This is a genomic window from Acinetobacter brisouii, from assembly GCF_008993995.1.
GTDB lineage: Bacteria > Pseudomonadota > Gammaproteobacteria > Pseudomonadales > Moraxellaceae > Acinetobacter > Acinetobacter brisouii_A.
The window spans coordinates 39,863-55,728 of sequence record NZ_BKNN01000015.1; the positions used below are offsets into that span (position 1 = coordinate 39,863).

The 15,866-nt window shown below is 41.1% G+C and carries 16 protein-coding genes; 9 read left to right on the forward strand and 7 right to left on the reverse strand.

The features are described from left to right. Positions 1 to 82: 82 nt before the first annotated feature. Together GBN19_RS06025 and GBN19_RS06030 are read left to right on the forward strand one after the other, a co-directional pair. A complete protein-coding gene (locus GBN19_RS06025; protein ID WP_151777515.1) occupies positions 83 to 1,174 on the forward strand; it encodes a 3-deoxy-7-phosphoheptulonate synthase in 1,092 nt (363 codons plus the stop codon). Positions 1,175 to 1,226: 52 nt separating this feature from the next. Beyond that, positions 1,227 to 1,748 carry a protein tyrosine phosphatase family protein gene (locus tag GBN19_RS06030; RefSeq protein WP_151777516.1) on the forward strand — a complete coding sequence of 174 codons (522 nt, stop codon included), beginning with the start codon at positions 1,227 to 1,229 and terminating at the stop codon, positions 1,746 to 1,748. A 9-nt stretch (positions 1,749 to 1,757) separates the two neighbouring features. Here GBN19_RS06030 and ispF read toward each other — a convergent pair whose 3' ends face one another. Beyond that, a complete protein-coding gene (gene ispF, locus GBN19_RS06035; RefSeq protein ID WP_151710495.1) occupies positions 1,758 to 2,246 on the reverse strand; it encodes a 2-C-methyl-D-erythritol 2,4-cyclodiphosphate synthase in 489 nt (162 codons plus the stop codon). Between the two features lie 86 nt (positions 2,247 to 2,332). On the opposite strand from ispF, the gene GBN19_RS06040 reads away from it, so the two are divergent. Continuing rightward, positions 2,333 to 2,995 carry an A1S_1983 family putative colistin resistance protein gene (locus GBN19_RS06040; RefSeq protein ID WP_151777517.1) on the forward strand — a complete coding sequence of 221 codons (663 nt, stop codon included), beginning with the start codon at positions 2,333 to 2,335 and terminating at the stop codon, positions 2,993 to 2,995. An 18-nt stretch (positions 2,996 to 3,013) separates the two neighbouring features. On the opposite strand, the gene ispD is transcribed toward GBN19_RS06040, so the two are convergent. Genes ispD through GBN19_RS06065 form a run of 5 tightly spaced genes read right to left on the reverse strand, consistent with a single transcriptional unit; the run spans position 3,014 to position 7,968 of the window. Further along, positions 3,014 to 3,736, reverse strand: coding sequence for a 2-C-methyl-D-erythritol 4-phosphate cytidylyltransferase (gene ispD / locus GBN19_RS06045; RefSeq protein WP_151777518.1), 723 nt, complete (start codon positions 3,734 to 3,736; stop codon positions 3,014 to 3,016). After that, the gene (gene ftsB / locus GBN19_RS06050; RefSeq protein ID WP_151710492.1) at positions 3,705 to 4,103 is read right to left on the reverse strand and encodes a cell division protein FtsB; all 399 of its coding nucleotides are present in this window, start codon (positions 4,101 to 4,103) and stop codon (positions 3,705 to 3,707) included. The genes ispD and ftsB overlap by 32 nt, the downstream gene beginning before the upstream one ends. Positions 4,104 to 4,108: 5 nt before the next feature. Beyond that, a complete protein-coding gene (eno, locus tag GBN19_RS06055) occupies positions 4,109 to 5,398 on the reverse strand; it encodes a phosphopyruvate hydratase (protein WP_151777519.1) in 1,290 nt (429 codons plus the stop codon). A gap of 43 nt (positions 5,399 to 5,441) precedes the next feature. Continuing rightward, positions 5,442 to 6,299: a 3-deoxy-8-phosphooctulonate synthase gene (kdsA, locus tag GBN19_RS06060; RefSeq protein WP_151710490.1), complete on the reverse strand. Its 858-nt coding sequence runs from the start codon at positions 6,297 to 6,299 to the stop codon at positions 5,442 to 5,444. A gap of 25 nt (positions 6,300 to 6,324) precedes the next feature. After that, complete coding sequence (locus GBN19_RS06065) at positions 6,325 to 7,968, reverse strand: CTP synthase (RefSeq protein WP_151710489.1); 1,644 nt, start codon at positions 7,966 to 7,968, stop codon at positions 6,325 to 6,327. Between the two features lie 224 nt (positions 7,969 to 8,192). On the opposite strand from GBN19_RS06065, the gene GBN19_RS06070 reads away from it, so the two are divergent. Beyond that, on the forward strand, positions 8,193 to 8,669 hold the full coding sequence (locus tag GBN19_RS06070) for a hypothetical protein (protein WP_151777520.1): 477 nt from the start codon (positions 8,193 to 8,195) through the stop codon (positions 8,667 to 8,669). 60 nt (positions 8,670 to 8,729) lie between these two features. Here GBN19_RS06070 and GBN19_RS06075 read toward each other — a convergent pair whose 3' ends face one another. Beyond that, positions 8,730 to 10,757, reverse strand: coding sequence for an oxidoreductase (locus GBN19_RS06075; protein ID WP_151710487.1), 2,028 nt, complete (start codon positions 10,755 to 10,757; stop codon positions 8,730 to 8,732). 129 nt (positions 10,758 to 10,886) lie between these two features. Here GBN19_RS06075 and GBN19_RS06080 point away from each other — a divergent pair, with 129 nt between their 5' ends. The 5 genes from GBN19_RS06080 to GBN19_RS06105 form a co-directional block, all read left to right on the forward strand. Beyond that, the gene (locus GBN19_RS06080; protein WP_151710486.1) at positions 10,887 to 11,423 is read left to right on the forward strand and encodes a PadR family transcriptional regulator; all 537 of its coding nucleotides are present in this window, start codon (positions 10,887 to 10,889) and stop codon (positions 11,421 to 11,423) included. Positions 11,424 to 11,431: 8 nt separating this feature from the next. Then, on the forward strand, positions 11,432 to 12,364 hold the full coding sequence (locus tag GBN19_RS06085; RefSeq protein ID WP_151710485.1) for an alpha/beta fold hydrolase: 933 nt from the start codon (positions 11,432 to 11,434) through the stop codon (positions 12,362 to 12,364). Position 12,365: 1 nt separating this feature from the next. Continuing rightward, a complete protein-coding gene (locus GBN19_RS06090) occupies positions 12,366 to 13,070 on the forward strand; it encodes an SIR2 family NAD-dependent protein deacylase (RefSeq protein WP_151777521.1) in 705 nt (234 codons plus the stop codon). 724 nt (positions 13,071 to 13,794) lie between these two features. Then, positions 13,795 to 15,288, forward strand: a complete 1,494-nt coding sequence (gene putP, locus GBN19_RS06100; RefSeq protein ID WP_151777522.1) for a sodium/proline symporter PutP — start codon at positions 13,795 to 13,797, stop codon at positions 15,286 to 15,288. A 109-nt stretch (positions 15,289 to 15,397) separates the two neighbouring features. Continuing rightward, on the forward strand, positions 15,398 to 15,866 hold a 469-nt coding region (locus GBN19_RS06105), incomplete at its 3' end, for a transposase domain-containing protein (protein WP_171492559.1).

Genomic DNA, 15,866 nt, shown 5'->3' on the forward strand with positions numbered 1-15,866 from the left:
GTGCAATCACGCTCCTTTGTTTCATAAAGCATGCTATAGTCAGATTCATCCTGATGATCGTATTTTTTAACCAGTGAAGGCAATGAATAGTTTACAGTCCCATTCTATTACCTCAGCCGATATTGATGACATCAATATCCAAAGTATCCAACCGCTTGTTACTCCAGCACAATTAAAAGAAGAACTTCCTCTTTCTGAGCAAGCCTATCAAACTGTGCTCAAAGGACGTGACACGATTCGTAAGATTTTGGATGGTGAAGATAAACGTTTATTTGTGGTGATTGGCCCATGTTCAATCAATGATCCAAAAGCTGCACATGAATATGCTGAACGCCTTAAAGCACTCAGCGAAAAAGTCAAAGATACGCTTTACTTGGTTATGCGTGTCTACTTTGAAAAACCGCGTACCACGATTGGCTGGAAAGGTCTGATTAATGACCCAGACATGAATGACTCATTCAATATCGAAAAAGGTCTGCGTATTGGACGTAAATTATTACTCGAGTTGAATGAAGTCGGTTTGCCGTGTGCGACTGAAGCACTTGATCCAAACTCACCACAGTATTTACATGATTTAATTTCTTGGTCTGCAATTGGTGCACGTACTACAGAAAGCCAAACTCACCGTGAAATGTCTTCAGGTTTATCCTCTCCTGTAGGCTTTAAAAATGGTACAGATGGCGGTTTAACTGTTGCAACCAATGCGATGCAAGCTGTAAAACATGGACATAGCTTCTTGGGTCTCAATGAAGATGGTCAAGTTTCTGTGATTCGTACCAATGGCAACCCTTATGCCCACGTAGTACTCCGTGGCGGTAACGGCAAGCCAAACTACGATGCAACGTCTGTTGCAGAAGCAGAGCAAGCTTTGGCAAAAGCAAAAGTGAGCAATAAAATCATGATTGATGCTAGCCATGCCAACTCAAACAAAGATCCATACCTACAACCATTGGTTCTTAAAAATGTCACTGAGCAAATTCTCGATGGCAATAAGTCAATCGTTGGGTTAATGGTTGAAAGCCACCTTAAAGGCGGTCGCCAAGATATTCCAGACAACTTAGCTGATCTTGAATATGGTAAATCCGTGACTGATAGCTGTATCGATTGGGATACAACGGAAAAAACGCTACTTCAAATGCACGATGCATTAAAAGACGTCTTACCAAACCGTTAATTGTTTTACAATACGCCATCATGATGATGGCGTTTTTTATGATTGATCACACATGAACAATTTAGAACAAGCGCTTAGCCAGACCCTCAACTTTCAATATATTCATGAACGTCTTTTGAGTTCAGGGCAGCCAACCGTTGAAGAGCTTAAGCTCATCAAAGCCTATGGTATTAATACCGTCATTAATTTGGCATTGAGTGATGCCAGCAATGCGCTTGAACATGAAGATAAAATTTGCCTTGAATTGGGGCTAAACTATATTCAACTTCCCATTCACTGGGAACTTCCCGATCCAGAGCAAGCTCTCTTTGTTCTCGATACCCTGAACTTTCTAGTGAAAGAACAAAGTATCTGGATACATTGCTCTAAAAATTATCGGGTGAGTGCATTGATGTATTTATATCGCCAGTACTATATGAACAACGATATTGAACAGGCGCAGCATTATTTACACCAAATTTGGGAGCCTAATGATACGTGGACAGGTTTGATCCACAATGTTGCTTTACAACTTCAAGGACGTAAAGCAACATTAGAGCTTCAACAAGCCCTGATGGGAAAAGCATTTTCATAATGCCTGTTCTTAGCTTGCTGCCACCAACAATACGGTGGCAGTTGCCAAAATTCCTTCCTGACGTCCAGTAAAACCTAACTTTTCAGTAGTTGTCGCTTTAATACTAATCTGTGAGACATCTACATCAAGCACATCTGCAACACTTTGACGCATATCTAAGTTGTATTTTGCCAATTTTGGACGTTCACAAGCCACGGTCATATCAGCATTACCGAGCATATATCCCCGATCTAAAATCAATTGATAGACGTGTTGCAACAGTTTACGACTATCTGCTCCCTTAAATTCTGGATCAGTATCTGGAAAATGCTGCCCAATATCACCGAGTGCCAATGCACCTAGCAAAGCATCACACAGTGCATGCAAGACCACGTCACCATCGGAGTGTGCTTTTAATCCTTGTGTATGTGGAATTTGAACACCCGCCAATGTGACAAATTCACCATCTTCAAAAGCATGTACATCCATACCCTGCCCAATTCTAATTTTTGCAACCATGGTAAACTTCCTTCTAAGACTTGTGTTTGTTATTGCGGATTCGCTATAGTTAGCGCTAGCATCATATTGTCAAAGTATAAGCGATCATGTCGTTGAATTTTAATCTTTATAGCAATAAAGCATTCGGCTGTATGGTTATCCTCAGTGTATTTGTGTGTATCCAAAGTTCTGCTGAACAACCGCTATGTCATTCAAAGTTGCATCAATCTCGCCAACTCTACTGCCATACTCAATATCAATCCCAAGTGAATCAGATTAATCAGCTTTATCTCAATTCCAACTTAGTTACAAATGCCCCCTTACAACTTTTACACGACACACAAAATATGTGGCAAGCTCGCCTTGCTCAATGCAAAAATAAAAATTGTCTAGAACAACAATTTGATTTGCGTAGTGAAGACCTCAATGCTTATAGCTCACTCAATCAAAGTCTGACACAACATTTTATTAAATATCATCATGGTCAAATTGCTCAACCGCAGACCTATTTACAAATTCACCAATTAGAACAAGACAAAATTAAAATTGAAGGCTGGGTCTATCGCAATCCAAATACCAGTCTCGATAAACTTAGTTTTGCTTTTCTGGCATACTTGAATAATGCAGATAAAAGCAAGGTGACCAACAATGAAACTGCATGTCAATATCAGTTTAATTATCAAAAAGCAGTCTTGGTCGTAAGCAGTACTAATCACGTCAACAAGAAAAATTGCCAACGCTTTACAGGCACATATCGCTTATATGACTAATTCAAAGTACAGCTCAAGTTAATTTGCTAATTGTTGAGCAGTTAAAATAAGTTCAGCCAACTGTAAATCTTCAGGGTAAGTTATTTTAATATTGTCAGAACGCCCATGCACAACAATCACAGGCTGCTGGGAAAACTCCAATGCACTTGCTTCATCTGTAATATTGATTCCAGCAGCCAAAGCATGTTCTATGGCTGCTTTTAATACAGAGAATTTTGCGATTTGCGGTGTTTGCGCCTGCCATAAAGCTTCACGGCTCACCGTAGTTTCAATCTGATTCTGATCAACCACACGCTTTAAAGTATCACGCACAGGCGTTGCTAAAATCGCACTACTGTTATGCTGCTTTGCCTTTTCAACTAAATCTTGTAATGATTTCAATAAAATACAAGGGCGTGCTGCATCATGTACCAGCACATAATCATCATCTGCTGCAAATGCTTCTAAATACTTCAAGGCATTGAATACTGAGTCAACACGTTCAGCGCCACCCAAACAAAAATGAGCTTTATCAGGAAAAACTAAAGGGAGTTTTTGTGCTAGTTGATCTTCTGGACTAATCGCCAGAACATAACCTGCTAAAGGAAGTTGATTCAACCGTGCCACACTATGTTCAAGCACGGTCTGATCCAAGATGTTTTGATATTGTTTTAATTCATTTTGTGAAAATCTGCGGCCTGAACCCGCAGCAGGAATAATAGCCCAAAGCTTAGTGCATATCTGGGCTGTCTTCATCTTCATTCGTACCTACATCTTGTTGCTTATTCGGATCAACATAAGTCGATTGATACTGCGTTGTAATTGTACTCATCTGTACAAAAGTTTCATTCGGCTTAATTAAACCCAAGTCCAAACGCGCATGCTCTTCAATCGCTTCTGCACCATTTTTCAAATCATAAACTTCTGCACCCAAGATTCGGTTACGCTCTTTTAACTCTTGGTTAACTTCCGTTTGTTGCTGGATTTGTTGCATGAGTTTTTGATGATCATAATAACCACCCTCACCAAACCAGAACATATATTGAAACCCTGCGACCAAAATGATCGCAAGGCACAATATGATGCGACTTGAAAAAGAATTGAAGGTTTCTTTCCAAAACATCAACATAAAGCTTAGTTCAAACCTTTGAATTCAGCTTTACCGCGATAAATCGCTTGCGTCAATTCTTCAATACGAAGCAATTGGTTATATTTTGATACGCGGTCAGAACGGCACAGTGAACCTGTTTTGATTTGACCCGCAGCAGTACCAACTGCTAAATCAGCAATGGTTGAATCTTCTGTTTCGCCAGAACGATGTGAAATCACAGTCGTATAACCATTTGCTTTAGCAAGGTAAATTGCATCTAGAGTTTCAGTCAAGGTGCCGATTTGGTTGTACTTGATCAAAATTGAGTTTGCAACGTTTTGGTCAATACCACGTTGTAAAATCTTCGGATTGGTTACGAACAAGTCATCACCCACCAACTGGATTTTATCACCCAAGATTGAAGTCAAGTACGCCCAACCGTCCCAGTCAGATTCATCTAGACCATCTTCGATTGAGATAATTGGATATTGTTTTACCAAATCTGCAAGGTAGTCAGCAAACTGGTTGCTTGTGAATGCTTTATTGCCTTCACCTGCAAGGATGTACTGACCATTTTTGTAAAATTCTGAAGATGCACAGTCAAGTGCAAGCATAATGTCAGAACCTGCTTTATAGCCTGTTTGACCGATTGCTTCCAAAATAACCGTGATTGCTTCTTCGTTTGAACGCAAGTTTGGTGCAAAACCACCTTCATCACCAACAGCAGTGTTTAAACCTTTTTTGTTTAAAACTGATTTTAGGGAATGAAAGATTTCAGCACCCGCACGCAATGCTTCAGCGAATGAACCAAAACCTACAGGCTCGATCATAAACTCTTGAATATCAACATTATTATCTGCATGTGAACCACCATTTAAGATGTTCATCATTGGCACAGGCATAGACAATGTTGTTTGACCACGCAAATTTGCGATGTATTGGAACAAAGGAAGTTTTTGTTCAGTTGCTGCTGCACGCGCTGCTGCTAGAGATACAGCCAACGTTGCATTCGCACCCAATTTAGCTTTGTTTTCAGTTGCATCAAGCGCAATCATTTGTTCATCAAGTGATTTTTGCTCAAATACGCTTTGACCAACAAGCAAATTGCGAATATCGCTATTTACATTTTGAACTGCAGTACGTACGCCTTTACCTAAGTAACGTGATTTATCACCATCACGAAGTTCAAGTGCTTCACGAGAACCTGTTGAAGCACCTGACGGTGCACATGCACGACCAACAACCCCAGAATCTAAAATAACATCTGCTTCGATGGTTGGGTTACCACGAGAGTCCAAAATTTCGCGCGCACGAATGTCAACGATTTGGCTCATGAACAATTCCTCTGTTAATTAATAAGCTAATGCATTCAATGCATTAGTGTGTGTCTAATTTTTCAAATCCTTTGACCAACGTATCCAACTCTTTAAGCTGAGCCAAGAATGGTTCAAGTTGGGATAAACGTAAGGCACATGGACCGTCACATTTCGCTTCATCTGGATTTGGATGAGCTTCTAAAAATAAACCTGCCAGCCCTGTTGCCATACCTGAACGGGCAAGCGTGGTAATTTGAGCACGGCGACCACCTGCTGAGTCTGCTCGCCCACCTGGTGTTTGTAATGCGTGAGTCACATCAAAGAACACAGGAACATTCATCGCTTTCATGGTATCAAAACCTAGCATATCAACGACAAGGTTGTTATAACCAAATGCAGAACCACGCTCACATAAAATCAACTTGTCATTGCCCGCTTCCAGACATTTATTCAAGATATGACGCATTTCATGTGGCGCTAAAAACTGTGCTTTTTTGATATTAATAATGGCATTGGTTTTTGCCATTGCTTCAACAAGGTCAGTCTGACGACTTAAAAATGCAGGAAGCTGAATAATGTCTGCAACTTCAGCCACAGGAGCCGCCTGATACGGCTCATGCACATCGGTAATGATTGGCACATTAAACTGTTTCTTAATGTCAGCCAGCCATTCAATACCTTTTTCCAAACCTGGTCCACGGAACGAGTACAAACTCGAACGATTGGCTTTATCAAAGCTAGCTTTAAAGACATAAGGAATGTCTAAACGCTTACAAATATCGATATACGTTTCTGCAATCTCAAATGCAAGATCTTTAGACTCAAGTACATTCATTCCGCCGAATAGTACAAATGGCAAATGATTTGCCATTTGTATATCGCCTAAACGTACAATCTCTTGTGGTTTTAATTGTGACATTTAAACTTTCCAAAACTGGAGTAATTTAGTTTTTACCTTTTTGATACTGTTTTTTCGCAGCATCAATAAAGCTTGCAAACAACGGATGTCCATCACGTGGCGAGCTTGTAAACTCTGGGTGGAATTGAACTGCAATAAACCAAGGGTGCGCAGGAATTTCAACCGTTTCAACCAAATGTTGTGCAACAGAATAACCTGAAATTTTCATACCAGCTTCTTCAAGTGGTGCAATAAAACGGTCATTCATTTCATAACGATGGCGGTGACGTTCTGTAATTTCAGCTTTACCATACACTTCACGTGTTTTCGTGCCTGCAACCAATTCAGATTTTTGAGCACCCAAACGCATTGTGCCGCCCAAATCAGACTCAACACTACGTTGTTGTAATTCGCCGCGCTCATCTAACCATTCAGTAATCAAACCAATCAATGGATATTTTGTAGCACGATTGAATTCTGTTGAAGTCGCTTCTGGTAATCCTGCAACATGGCGAGCATATTCAATGACTGCAAGCTGCATACCCAAACAAATGCCCAAGAATGGAATTTCATTTTCACGAGCGAACTGAATGGCTTTCATTTTCCCTTCAGTACCACGTTCACCAAAACCACCTGGAACTAGAATTGCATCGGCATCTTTGAGTTCAGCCGCAACATCTTTTGATTCAAGTGCTTCTGCATCAACATAATCGATTTGCACTTTAACGCGGTTTTGAATACCCGCGTGCAATAACGCTTCGTTTACTGATTTATAAGCATCTGGAAGTTCAACATATTTACCCACCATTGCCACACGTACTGTGTACTCTGGATTAAATAATGCTTCACAGACCTGATCCCAGTCAGACAAGTCCGCTTCTGGTAAATCATTGTAACCAAAACGTTCACAGATCAAGTCATCCACGTTTTGTTCATAGAAATTACGCGGGATTTGATAAATGGTTTTTGCATCTTTACAAACAACAACTGCACGCGCTTCTACGTTAGTGAAGAGTGCGATTTTGCGTTTAGTGTCTGCATCAACATCATGTTCAGTACGGCAGATCAAAATATCTGGCTGAATACCAATCGAAAGCAATTCTTTTACAGAGTGCTGCGTTGGTTTAGTTTTGAGTTCAGCAGCAGATTTGATATATGGCAACAACGTCAAATGCATGAGCATGCTACGTTTGTGGCCAAGTTCAACCAATAACTGACGAACAGACTCCATAAATGGAAGTGACTCGATATCCCCAACTGTGCCACCGATTTCAACGATCGCAACATCGTAGCCTTCGCCAGCGCGAAGTACACGTTCTTTAATATTGTCCGTAATATGCGGGATAACTTGTACCGTACCACCAAGATAATCACCACGACGTTCTTTGTTCAGGACGTCTTGATATACTCGGCCACTGGTAAAGTTATTGAGCTTGGTCATTTTCGCACGACGTAAGAAACGTTCGTAATAACCCAAGTCTAAGTCTGTTTCGGCGCCATCTTCGGTTACGAAGACTTCACCGTGTTGAAAAGGACTCATTGTCCCTGGATCGACATTAATGTATGGATCCATTTTAACCATGGTTACTTTTAAACCACGAGCTTCTAAAAGTGCAGCAACTGAAGCAGCTGAAATACCTTTACCTAGTGATGATACAACACCACCAGTAACGAAAATAAAATGGGTCATTCGGTTTCTCGTACAATCAAGCCTAAATCGGCATGCAATGCTGGGCAATTTTACTTTACTCTGGCCCTATAAAGCAAAGTCATTCCACAGGTATTCACATAACAAATTACAATTGCCTATTTTACCACCATTTTTGATGCAATATGGTGACATATCTGTACATTTGCAATTGAATTTTTATTGCTATAATGTCGCATCTTTATTTAAATCAATTTTGTTACGCGATGAATAAGAAACTTCTGCTCTGCGGTGCGATCGCCGCTGGTCTACTTCTTGTAGCTTGCTCGAAAGAAAAAGAACCTTCTCAAGATAATCAACCTGCACAATCTGAGCAACCAACAAATCCTGCATCTGAGCAATTCCACTCTATTAATGAAACTACTGCTCCAGCAGCGTCTGAAGTTGCACCGCCTGCACCTCCAACCCCAAAGGTAGTGACCATTCAGCGTGAAGAAACTGAACATACCACCACAGAAATTCGTCGTGAAACGAAAGACGTAACTGCTGATACAGCAACTACGGACAATACCACAGCACCAGCAACCAATAGTTCAACTACTACAACAGAAAGTAGTGCAAATGCAAGTAATAGCCAAGCTGTTACCGAGAAAAAATCGACTCCAAGCAAAAAAGCACATTTAACTGAAGATGATGCTGTTGCTGCTGCAATTGCTGCCGCAAAACCTGCACTAAACAACTAAGATCGTCTGCTTAGCCATAAAAAAACCAGCACAATGCTGGTTTTTTTTATTTACAAAGAGTTAAATCGTTGCTGCGAGTTCAGCACCTTGGCGAATTGCTCGTTTAGCGTCGAGTTCACCTGCTTCTTTAGCGCCACCAATCAAATGAACAGACTTGCCTTGTGCCAGTAATTCATCATACATTGCTGTATACGATTCCTGCCCTGCACAAATCACAATATGGTCAACTTCCAGTAATTTATGCTGTTCATTCACAATAATATGTAAACCCTGATCATCAATTTTTTCATACGTAACGCCTGACAACATCTGTACATGGCGATGTTTAAGACTAAGTCGATGAATCCAACCTGTGGTTTTCCCTAGATGTGCGCCAACTGCACTATTTTTTCGCTGCAATAAAAATACTTCTCGGGCAGCCGATTCGGGGCGGGCTGCTTTTAGCCCCCCTGTATGTTCATAGGCTGGGTCAATCCCCCATTCATCATAAAATTTTTCTGGCACAATACTGGCGCTGGTTCCTGACTGGGTTAGAAATTCTGCAGTGTCAAAACCAATACCGCCCGCCCCAATAATCGCAACCCGTTGTCCTACAGGTTGTTTCTCCTTTAAAACCTGTAAATAATTGAGAACCTTTGGATGATCAATACCCTCTATATCGAGTTGTCTTGGGGTGACACCTGTCGCAATCACAATTTCATCGTAATCAGCTTGTTGCAAGCGATCACTATTCACGCGTTGATTTAATTTGAGTTGAATGTGTTCAGCATATAATTCAATTTGACGTTGAAAATAACGCAGTGTTTCATAAAATTCTTCTTTGCCCGGAATGGTTTTGGCAATATTAAATTGTCCACCTATTCGGCTTTCTGCATCAAATAAATCAATCTGATGCCCACGTTGTGCTGCATAAATCGCAAAGCTTAAACCTGCTGGCCCTGCGCCAACAACAGCAATTCGTTTTTTCTGAGTGGCTTCTTTAAAAATCAGCTCGGTTTCATAACATGCCCGTGGATTGACCAAGCAAGATGCAATTTGCATTGAAAAAATCTGATCTAAACAGGCTTGGTTACAGCCAATACAGGTGTTGATTTCATCAGAACGCCCTTCACTGGCTTTGAGTACAAACTCAGGATCAGCAAGCATCGGGCGTGCCATAGAAACCATATCCGCATGACCAGATGCCAAAACATGTTCTGCCATTTCTGGGGTATTGATACGGTTTGACGTAATCAATGGAATCTTGACCTGACCTTTGAGTTTTTGTGTGACCCACGTAAATGCAGCGCGAGGCACTTTGGTGGCAATCGTTGGAATACGCGCTTCATGCCAGCCAATGCCTGTATTTAAAATGGTTGCGCCAGCTTGTTCAATTTTTTTTGCCAGATCAATCACCTCAGCTAAGTTAGATCCACCTTCAACCAGATCTAACATCGACAGGCGATAAATAATAATAAAGTTTTTACCTACAGCTTCACGCGTACGACGGACAATCTCTAAGGCAAAACGAATACGGTTTTCATACGTACCGCCCCATTCATCATCCCGATGATTGGTGCGTGCAGCGATGAACTCATTAATCAGATAACCTTCAGACCCCATAATTTCCACGCCATCATAACCTGCATACTGAGCCATTTCGGCACAGTGAATAAAGTCATGAATGGTTTGCTCAATCTCCTCAGCACTTAATGCATGAGGTTTGACAGGGTTAATCGGCGCTTGTATTGCCGAAGGTGCAACAATGTTAGGTTGATAAGAATAACGCCCTGTATGCAGGATTTGCATGGCAATTTTACCACCTGCCTCATGTACAGCTTCAGTAATTTGGCGATGCTTTTCTGCATCTTCCTGATTATCGAGTTTTGAACCGCCCAAAAATGTCACGCCTGCTGCATTGGGGGCTATTCCTCCCGTGACAATTAAGCCTACACCACCACGCGCGCGCTCAGCATAAAAGGCTGCCATACGTGCATAGCCATTTTCTGCTTCTTCCAATCCCACATGCATTGAACCCATCAACACACGGTTTTTTAATGTAGTAAATCCCAAATCTAAAGGGGCAAATAAATGCGGATAAGTCGACATTTCGGACTCCTGCGAGCATCATGCTGGCGTTATTATGCAATTTGTTGCATTTAGTTATAGTCAAGTTTCTTTTTCAATGCAACTTGTTGCATAATCTATTCAGTCACTTTTTGTTATCCTGTCAAAATTATGTCTTTAGCCCATGTTTTACTCACCAGTTTATTGGAAAAGCCAAGTACAGGCTTTGAATTGGCACGGCGCTTTGACCGCTCTATGGGCTATTTTTGGAATGCAACTCATCAACAGATTTATCGCGAGCTAGGACATATGCTCAGCAAAGGCTGGATTTCCACCGTAGATGAGGCTCAATCTTCTCGTAAAAAAGTCTATCAAGTGGAACAGTCTGGTCGAATTGAACTGGCTGACTGGCTCAGTAAACAAAGCCCCCCCGCCCAACTTCGTGAAGATTTGATGGTACGCCTTCGCGCAGAGGCAAAATTGGGTGGAAATTTGATTTTGCCTGAGTTACAACGCCATTTAACCCTCCATCAGGAAACGCTCAACATTTATCAAAGCATTTATCAAAAAGATTTTGGGAATCATATTCCACTACAACGGACGTTATATATTCATAAAATGATTTTAGAATTGGGCATACAGCTTGAGCTGGAGTGGATTAAATGGTTACAACAATTAATTCCCGTCTTGGCAAGATTAGAAGAATAAGGTGAGCTATGCCATTTTATGTCATGCGTGACCAACAATCTCTTTTTGTACGTGAATTTGGTCAAGGACAACAGGTTGTCATCGTGCTTTCAGGTTTAGGAATGAAAAGCTGGCAATGGCTACCTTTTTTATATCAGCATCGTAAAAAATTCCGTTTTATTATTCCTGACTGGCGCGGTTTTGGGCATTCCCGACACTGTGAAATTCCTCAAGGTTTAGATGCCATTTCGAGCCATTGGCAAGATTTAAGTGATGTTATTCAGCATAAACATCTTGAAAAATTTATCGTGATTGCATACTCAATGGGGGCAACAACCGCTATGCATGGTATGGCACACGGCGATTTAACGACTTATCTGCAAGCCTATTTACATATCGATCAAAGCCCCAAAATTGTAGTCGATGCAACATGGTCACATGGACTTTTTGCTGAACAACAACAACTTTTTAAACAGCATTTGGCTCAGCTTTCTCAGTTATTACACACCTATCACCCTCATCGCTACATTCAAGAGCTGTCAAGCCATGAGCGTTTTCATCTGATTGCCATTTGGCATCAACTTCTTGAATTTCAAAATAGTAATGATTTATTTCCACGTTTGTTTAAAGTGGCGCAACGCCATCATATGCTGCAACCGATTATTTTACCCATGCAGCGTTTAGATTATCTTGCTTGGTATGTCGATACATATTTACAGCATGATCAGGACTATCGTGTCGCTTTACAGCAACTGAACTGTCCAAGTACATTTTTTATGGGCACACGCTCTAAACTGTATCCAATTGAAGGACAACGCCTGATTGCCGCCAATATGCAGCAACAAGCACATTGTGTTGAATTTGAGCGCTCAGGGCATACCCCTTTGGTTTCTGAACCCAAAAAATTTGCTCAGGCACTTGCGGCTTTTTTACGACGACATCATCAACACTCAGGAGAATAATATGCAAAAACTGGTGATCTTTTCTGGCGCAGGAATGAGTGCTGAAAGTGGTATTGATACCTTTCGTGACAGTAATGGCTTATGGGAAAATTATGCCATTGAGGATGTTGCCACACCTGAGGCATGGGCGCGCCAACCTGAACTGGTCCAACGCTTCTACAATCAACGGCGTAAACAGATCTTGGCAGCACAGCCCAACCTTGCTCACCAACTGATTGCATTATTACAAGCTTACTTTGAGGTCAGCGTCATTACGCAAAATATTGATGACTTACATGAACGTGCTGGCAATCAGCACGTGATACATTTGCATGGCAATATTCGACTTGCAAAAAGTTCTGCACCAAATACATGCAAAGCATCAGAACATTTCTACCCAATTGATGGTTGGGAACTGCGTTTAGATCGTGATTTTGCTGAGGATGGTTCACCTCTGCGTCCACATGTGGTGTGGTTTGGTGAAGCAGTTCCCGAATATGAGCATGCTCAGCAGATTGTCCGTCAAGCTGATATTTTTATTGTGATTGGCTCAACTTTACAGGTTTATCCTGTCGCGGGTTTGATTCATCACATCCCAAAACATTGTCAGGCATTTTATATTGACCCTAAAGCCAGCCATGCCGCTGTACCCAAACAATATCAATTGATTCAAAAGACTGCGACACAAGGTATGGCTCACCTTTTTGCACAACTGATTTCCTCCTAAGCAGACACCAAGTTATTCAACCAATTTGCAAATAAAATCAGTGCTTAAGCATATTAAATTCATTCGTAAAAAAAGCCATCCGAAGATGGCTTATACACATTCTTCGTCATGAACAACCACAATTTCAGAGACTAAATTTTCAAATTTAAAAATATCATTGAGTTGCTCTTGAGTCAGTAAACCCCGCTCAAGTACAACTTCAGGAATGGTTTTATTCTCTACAACATATTGGTCTAGTCAACTCCGCATTATCATAATCGCTGCACTGGTAAACCAAATAAATTTGCAATCATCATTTTCGCAAGAGGTTTATGAGCATTATGTTTTTTAAATGCCAATTTTGAAAATTTTTTTAAAAATCGGCTAAAAATTAAACCACAAATAAAATCTGATTGCTTTTACCTTTGTATCAAGAGCTCAAATTCCTCTAAAATGAATGCCTTCTTGCTTATCACGTGATTACATCGTAATCCTAAGGACGTATCACTTATGACTGTATTTGTATATACAGCACTCCCCACAACCTGATTGGCTTCACATACTGTACTTGCTAAATATTCGCTTTTGATGAATTTTTAGCCTCGATTATTTCATTATTACTTTTGAATTTCCCTCTAAAAAATACCCTGATTATAGTGAGTTATTCGGTAATTATTCTGTAATTATAGATTTAATTCACTTGCTGAACCGCAACACACGGACCGTTTTTTAGACAGGATGATCTATGAACTATACTAATCCGACCGTTATTACCTTTATTCTGTATATTATTGCCATGGTTTGTATTGGCTTATATGCATACCGTTCAACCCGCGACTTTTCTGACTATATTCTTGGGGGGCGTAGCTTAGGCAGTTTTGTCACTGCATTATCCGCAGGCGCTTCTGACATGAGTGGCTGGTTGCTTATGGGGCTACCAGGCGCTATTTATGCCGCAGGACTTTCTGAAGCATGGATTGCCATTGGCTTGACGATTGGGGCTTGGCTCAACTGGCAATTTGTTGCTGGTCGTCTACGCGTCCACACTGAAGTCCAAAATAACGCACTCACATTACCAGATTATTTCACCAACCGTTTCAATGACTCAAAACGTGTCTTGCGTATTGTATCTGCATTAACGATTTTGATTTTCTTCTCAATCTACTGCGCTTCAGGTATGGTCGCAGGCGCACGCTTGTTTGAAACCATTTTCAATATGGATTACACCACTGCGTTATGGGTCAGTGCAATCGCAACGATCAGCTATGTGTGTATTGGTGGTTTCTTGGCAATTAGCTGGACGGACACGTTCCAAGCTGCAATGATGCTGTTTGCCTTGTTTTTGACCCCCGTATTTACCTATTTAGCGATTGGTGATGGTCAAGCACAATTCACGCAACTGGTTGAAACGGCACGTCCACACGCCTATGACATGTTCTCCAATTTGTCTAAGATTGCCATTCTTTCTTCAATGGCATGGGGCTTAGGCTATTTTGGTCAACCGCATATTCTTGTCCGCTTCATGGCGGCTGACTCGGTAAAATCAATTCCTGCTGCACGCCGTATTGGCATGTCATGGATGATTTTATGTCTTGCTGGTGCGGTTGGTGCGGGTTTCTTTGGAATCGCATTCTTCCAAGCACACCCTGAGTTTGCAGGCAAAGTCGGCACAAACTCTGAATTGGTGTTTATGGAATTGACTCAAATTCTATTTAACCCATGGGTTGCAGGAATTGTGATGGCTGGGATTCTCTCTGCTGTCATGAGTACATTAAGCTGTCAGCTTTTGGTGTGTTCGACCACACTGACCGAAGACTTTTATAAAGCATTTATTCGTAAAAACGCTTCACAAAAAGAGTTGGTTTGGGTGGGTCGTTTAATGGTGCTTGCGATTGCAGTTTTCGCCATTATCTTGGCAAGTAACCCTGACAGTAAAGTTTTAGGCTTGGTGTCTTATGCATGGGCTGGTTTTGGTGCTGCATTTGGCCCACTGATCATTTTCTCTTTATTCTGGAAACGTATGACTTTAAGTGGTGCGGTTGCAGGGATGGTTGTTGGTGCTGTGACTGTCATCTTGTGGAAAAACATGTTTGCTGCTACAGGCATCTACGAGATTATTCCGGGCTTCATTTTTGCTACATTGACCATTATTGTGGTGAGCTTAATCAGCAAGCAGCCTTCTCGTGATGTTGTAGAACGCTTTGAACACGCTGATGAAATCTATCGTCGTGAACATTAAGATCGACAGATAAATCAAAAGGCATGCTTTGGCATTAATGCCAGTCAGTTAAGCAAAAAAAGATAAATTGCTGTAAAAATGAGTGTATGCAAATACACTCATTTTTTTTATGAATTTATCACATCATTTAGATTTAACACTCCAACAAACATTACCCTCACTCTCACATTTCAATGAACTCATTGATTTAAATTGGATCGAAGCTTGTTTAAAAGAAACAGGCAAGGCATCTATCCGAAAGAGAAAACTCCCTGCTGAACATGTGGTATGGCTGGTGATTGGTCTTGCCTTATTTCGAGATCAACCCATTTGGTATGTTGTTCAACAGTTGCAACTTGTCTTTGGTACAACACAATATTGTGTTCCCAGTGCATCTGTACAAGCTCGACAACGTTTGGGATTGGAGCCCTTGCAGGCACTGTTTTCCACGCTTAGCCAAGCATGGTTTCAAGATTCACAGCAACAACATTCAGATTTTCATGGTCTTCGTATATGTGCAGTTGATGGTATTGTCTGGTCTATGCCACATACACAAGAAAACTTGAATCACTTTGGCTCATCGAAAGGTAAAAACGCTT

Bases quoted from the DNA above. Each gene is read 5' to 3' on its own strand.
- GBN19_RS06025 (WP_151777515.1), top strand. From the start codon at position 83: ATGAATAGTTTACAGTCCCATTCTATTACCTCAGCCGATATTGATGAC.
- GBN19_RS06030 (WP_151777516.1), top strand. From the start codon at position 1,227: ATGAACAATTTAGAACAAGCGCTTAGCCAGACCCTCAACTTTCAATAT.
- ispF (WP_151710495.1), bottom strand. From the start codon at position 2,246: ATGGTTGCAAAAATTAGAATTGGGCAGGGTATGGATGTACATGCTTTT.
- GBN19_RS06040 (WP_151777517.1), top strand. From the start codon at position 2,333: ATGTCGTTGAATTTTAATCTTTATAGCAATAAAGCATTCGGCTGTATG.
- ispD (WP_151777518.1), bottom strand. From the start codon at position 3,736: ATGAAGATGAAGACAGCCCAGATATGCACTAAGCTTTGGGCTATTATT.
- ftsB (WP_151710492.1), bottom strand. From the start codon at position 4,103: ATGTTGATGTTTTGGAAAGAAACCTTCAATTCTTTTTCAAGTCGCATC.
- eno (WP_151777519.1), bottom strand. From the start codon at position 5,398: ATGAGCCAAATCGTTGACATTCGTGCGCGCGAAATTTTGGACTCTCGT.
- kdsA (WP_151710490.1), bottom strand. From the start codon at position 6,299: ATGTCACAATTAAAACCACAAGAGATTGTACGTTTAGGCGATATACAA.
- GBN19_RS06065 (WP_151710489.1), bottom strand. From the start codon at position 7,968: ATGACCCATTTTATTTTCGTTACTGGTGGTGTTGTATCATCACTAGGT.
- GBN19_RS06070 (WP_151777520.1), top strand. From the start codon at position 8,193: ATGAATAAGAAACTTCTGCTCTGCGGTGCGATCGCCGCTGGTCTACTT.
- GBN19_RS06075 (WP_151710487.1), bottom strand. From the start codon at position 10,757: ATGTCGACTTATCCGCATTTATTTGCCCCTTTAGATTTGGGATTTACT.
- GBN19_RS06080 (WP_151710486.1), top strand. From the start codon at position 10,887: ATGTCTTTAGCCCATGTTTTACTCACCAGTTTATTGGAAAAGCCAAGT.
- GBN19_RS06085 (WP_151710485.1), top strand. From the start codon at position 11,432: ATGCCATTTTATGTCATGCGTGACCAACAATCTCTTTTTGTACGTGAA.
- GBN19_RS06090 (WP_151777521.1), top strand. From the start codon at position 12,366: ATGCAAAAACTGGTGATCTTTTCTGGCGCAGGAATGAGTGCTGAAAGT.
- putP (WP_151777522.1), top strand. From the start codon at position 13,795: ATGAACTATACTAATCCGACCGTTATTACCTTTATTCTGTATATTATT.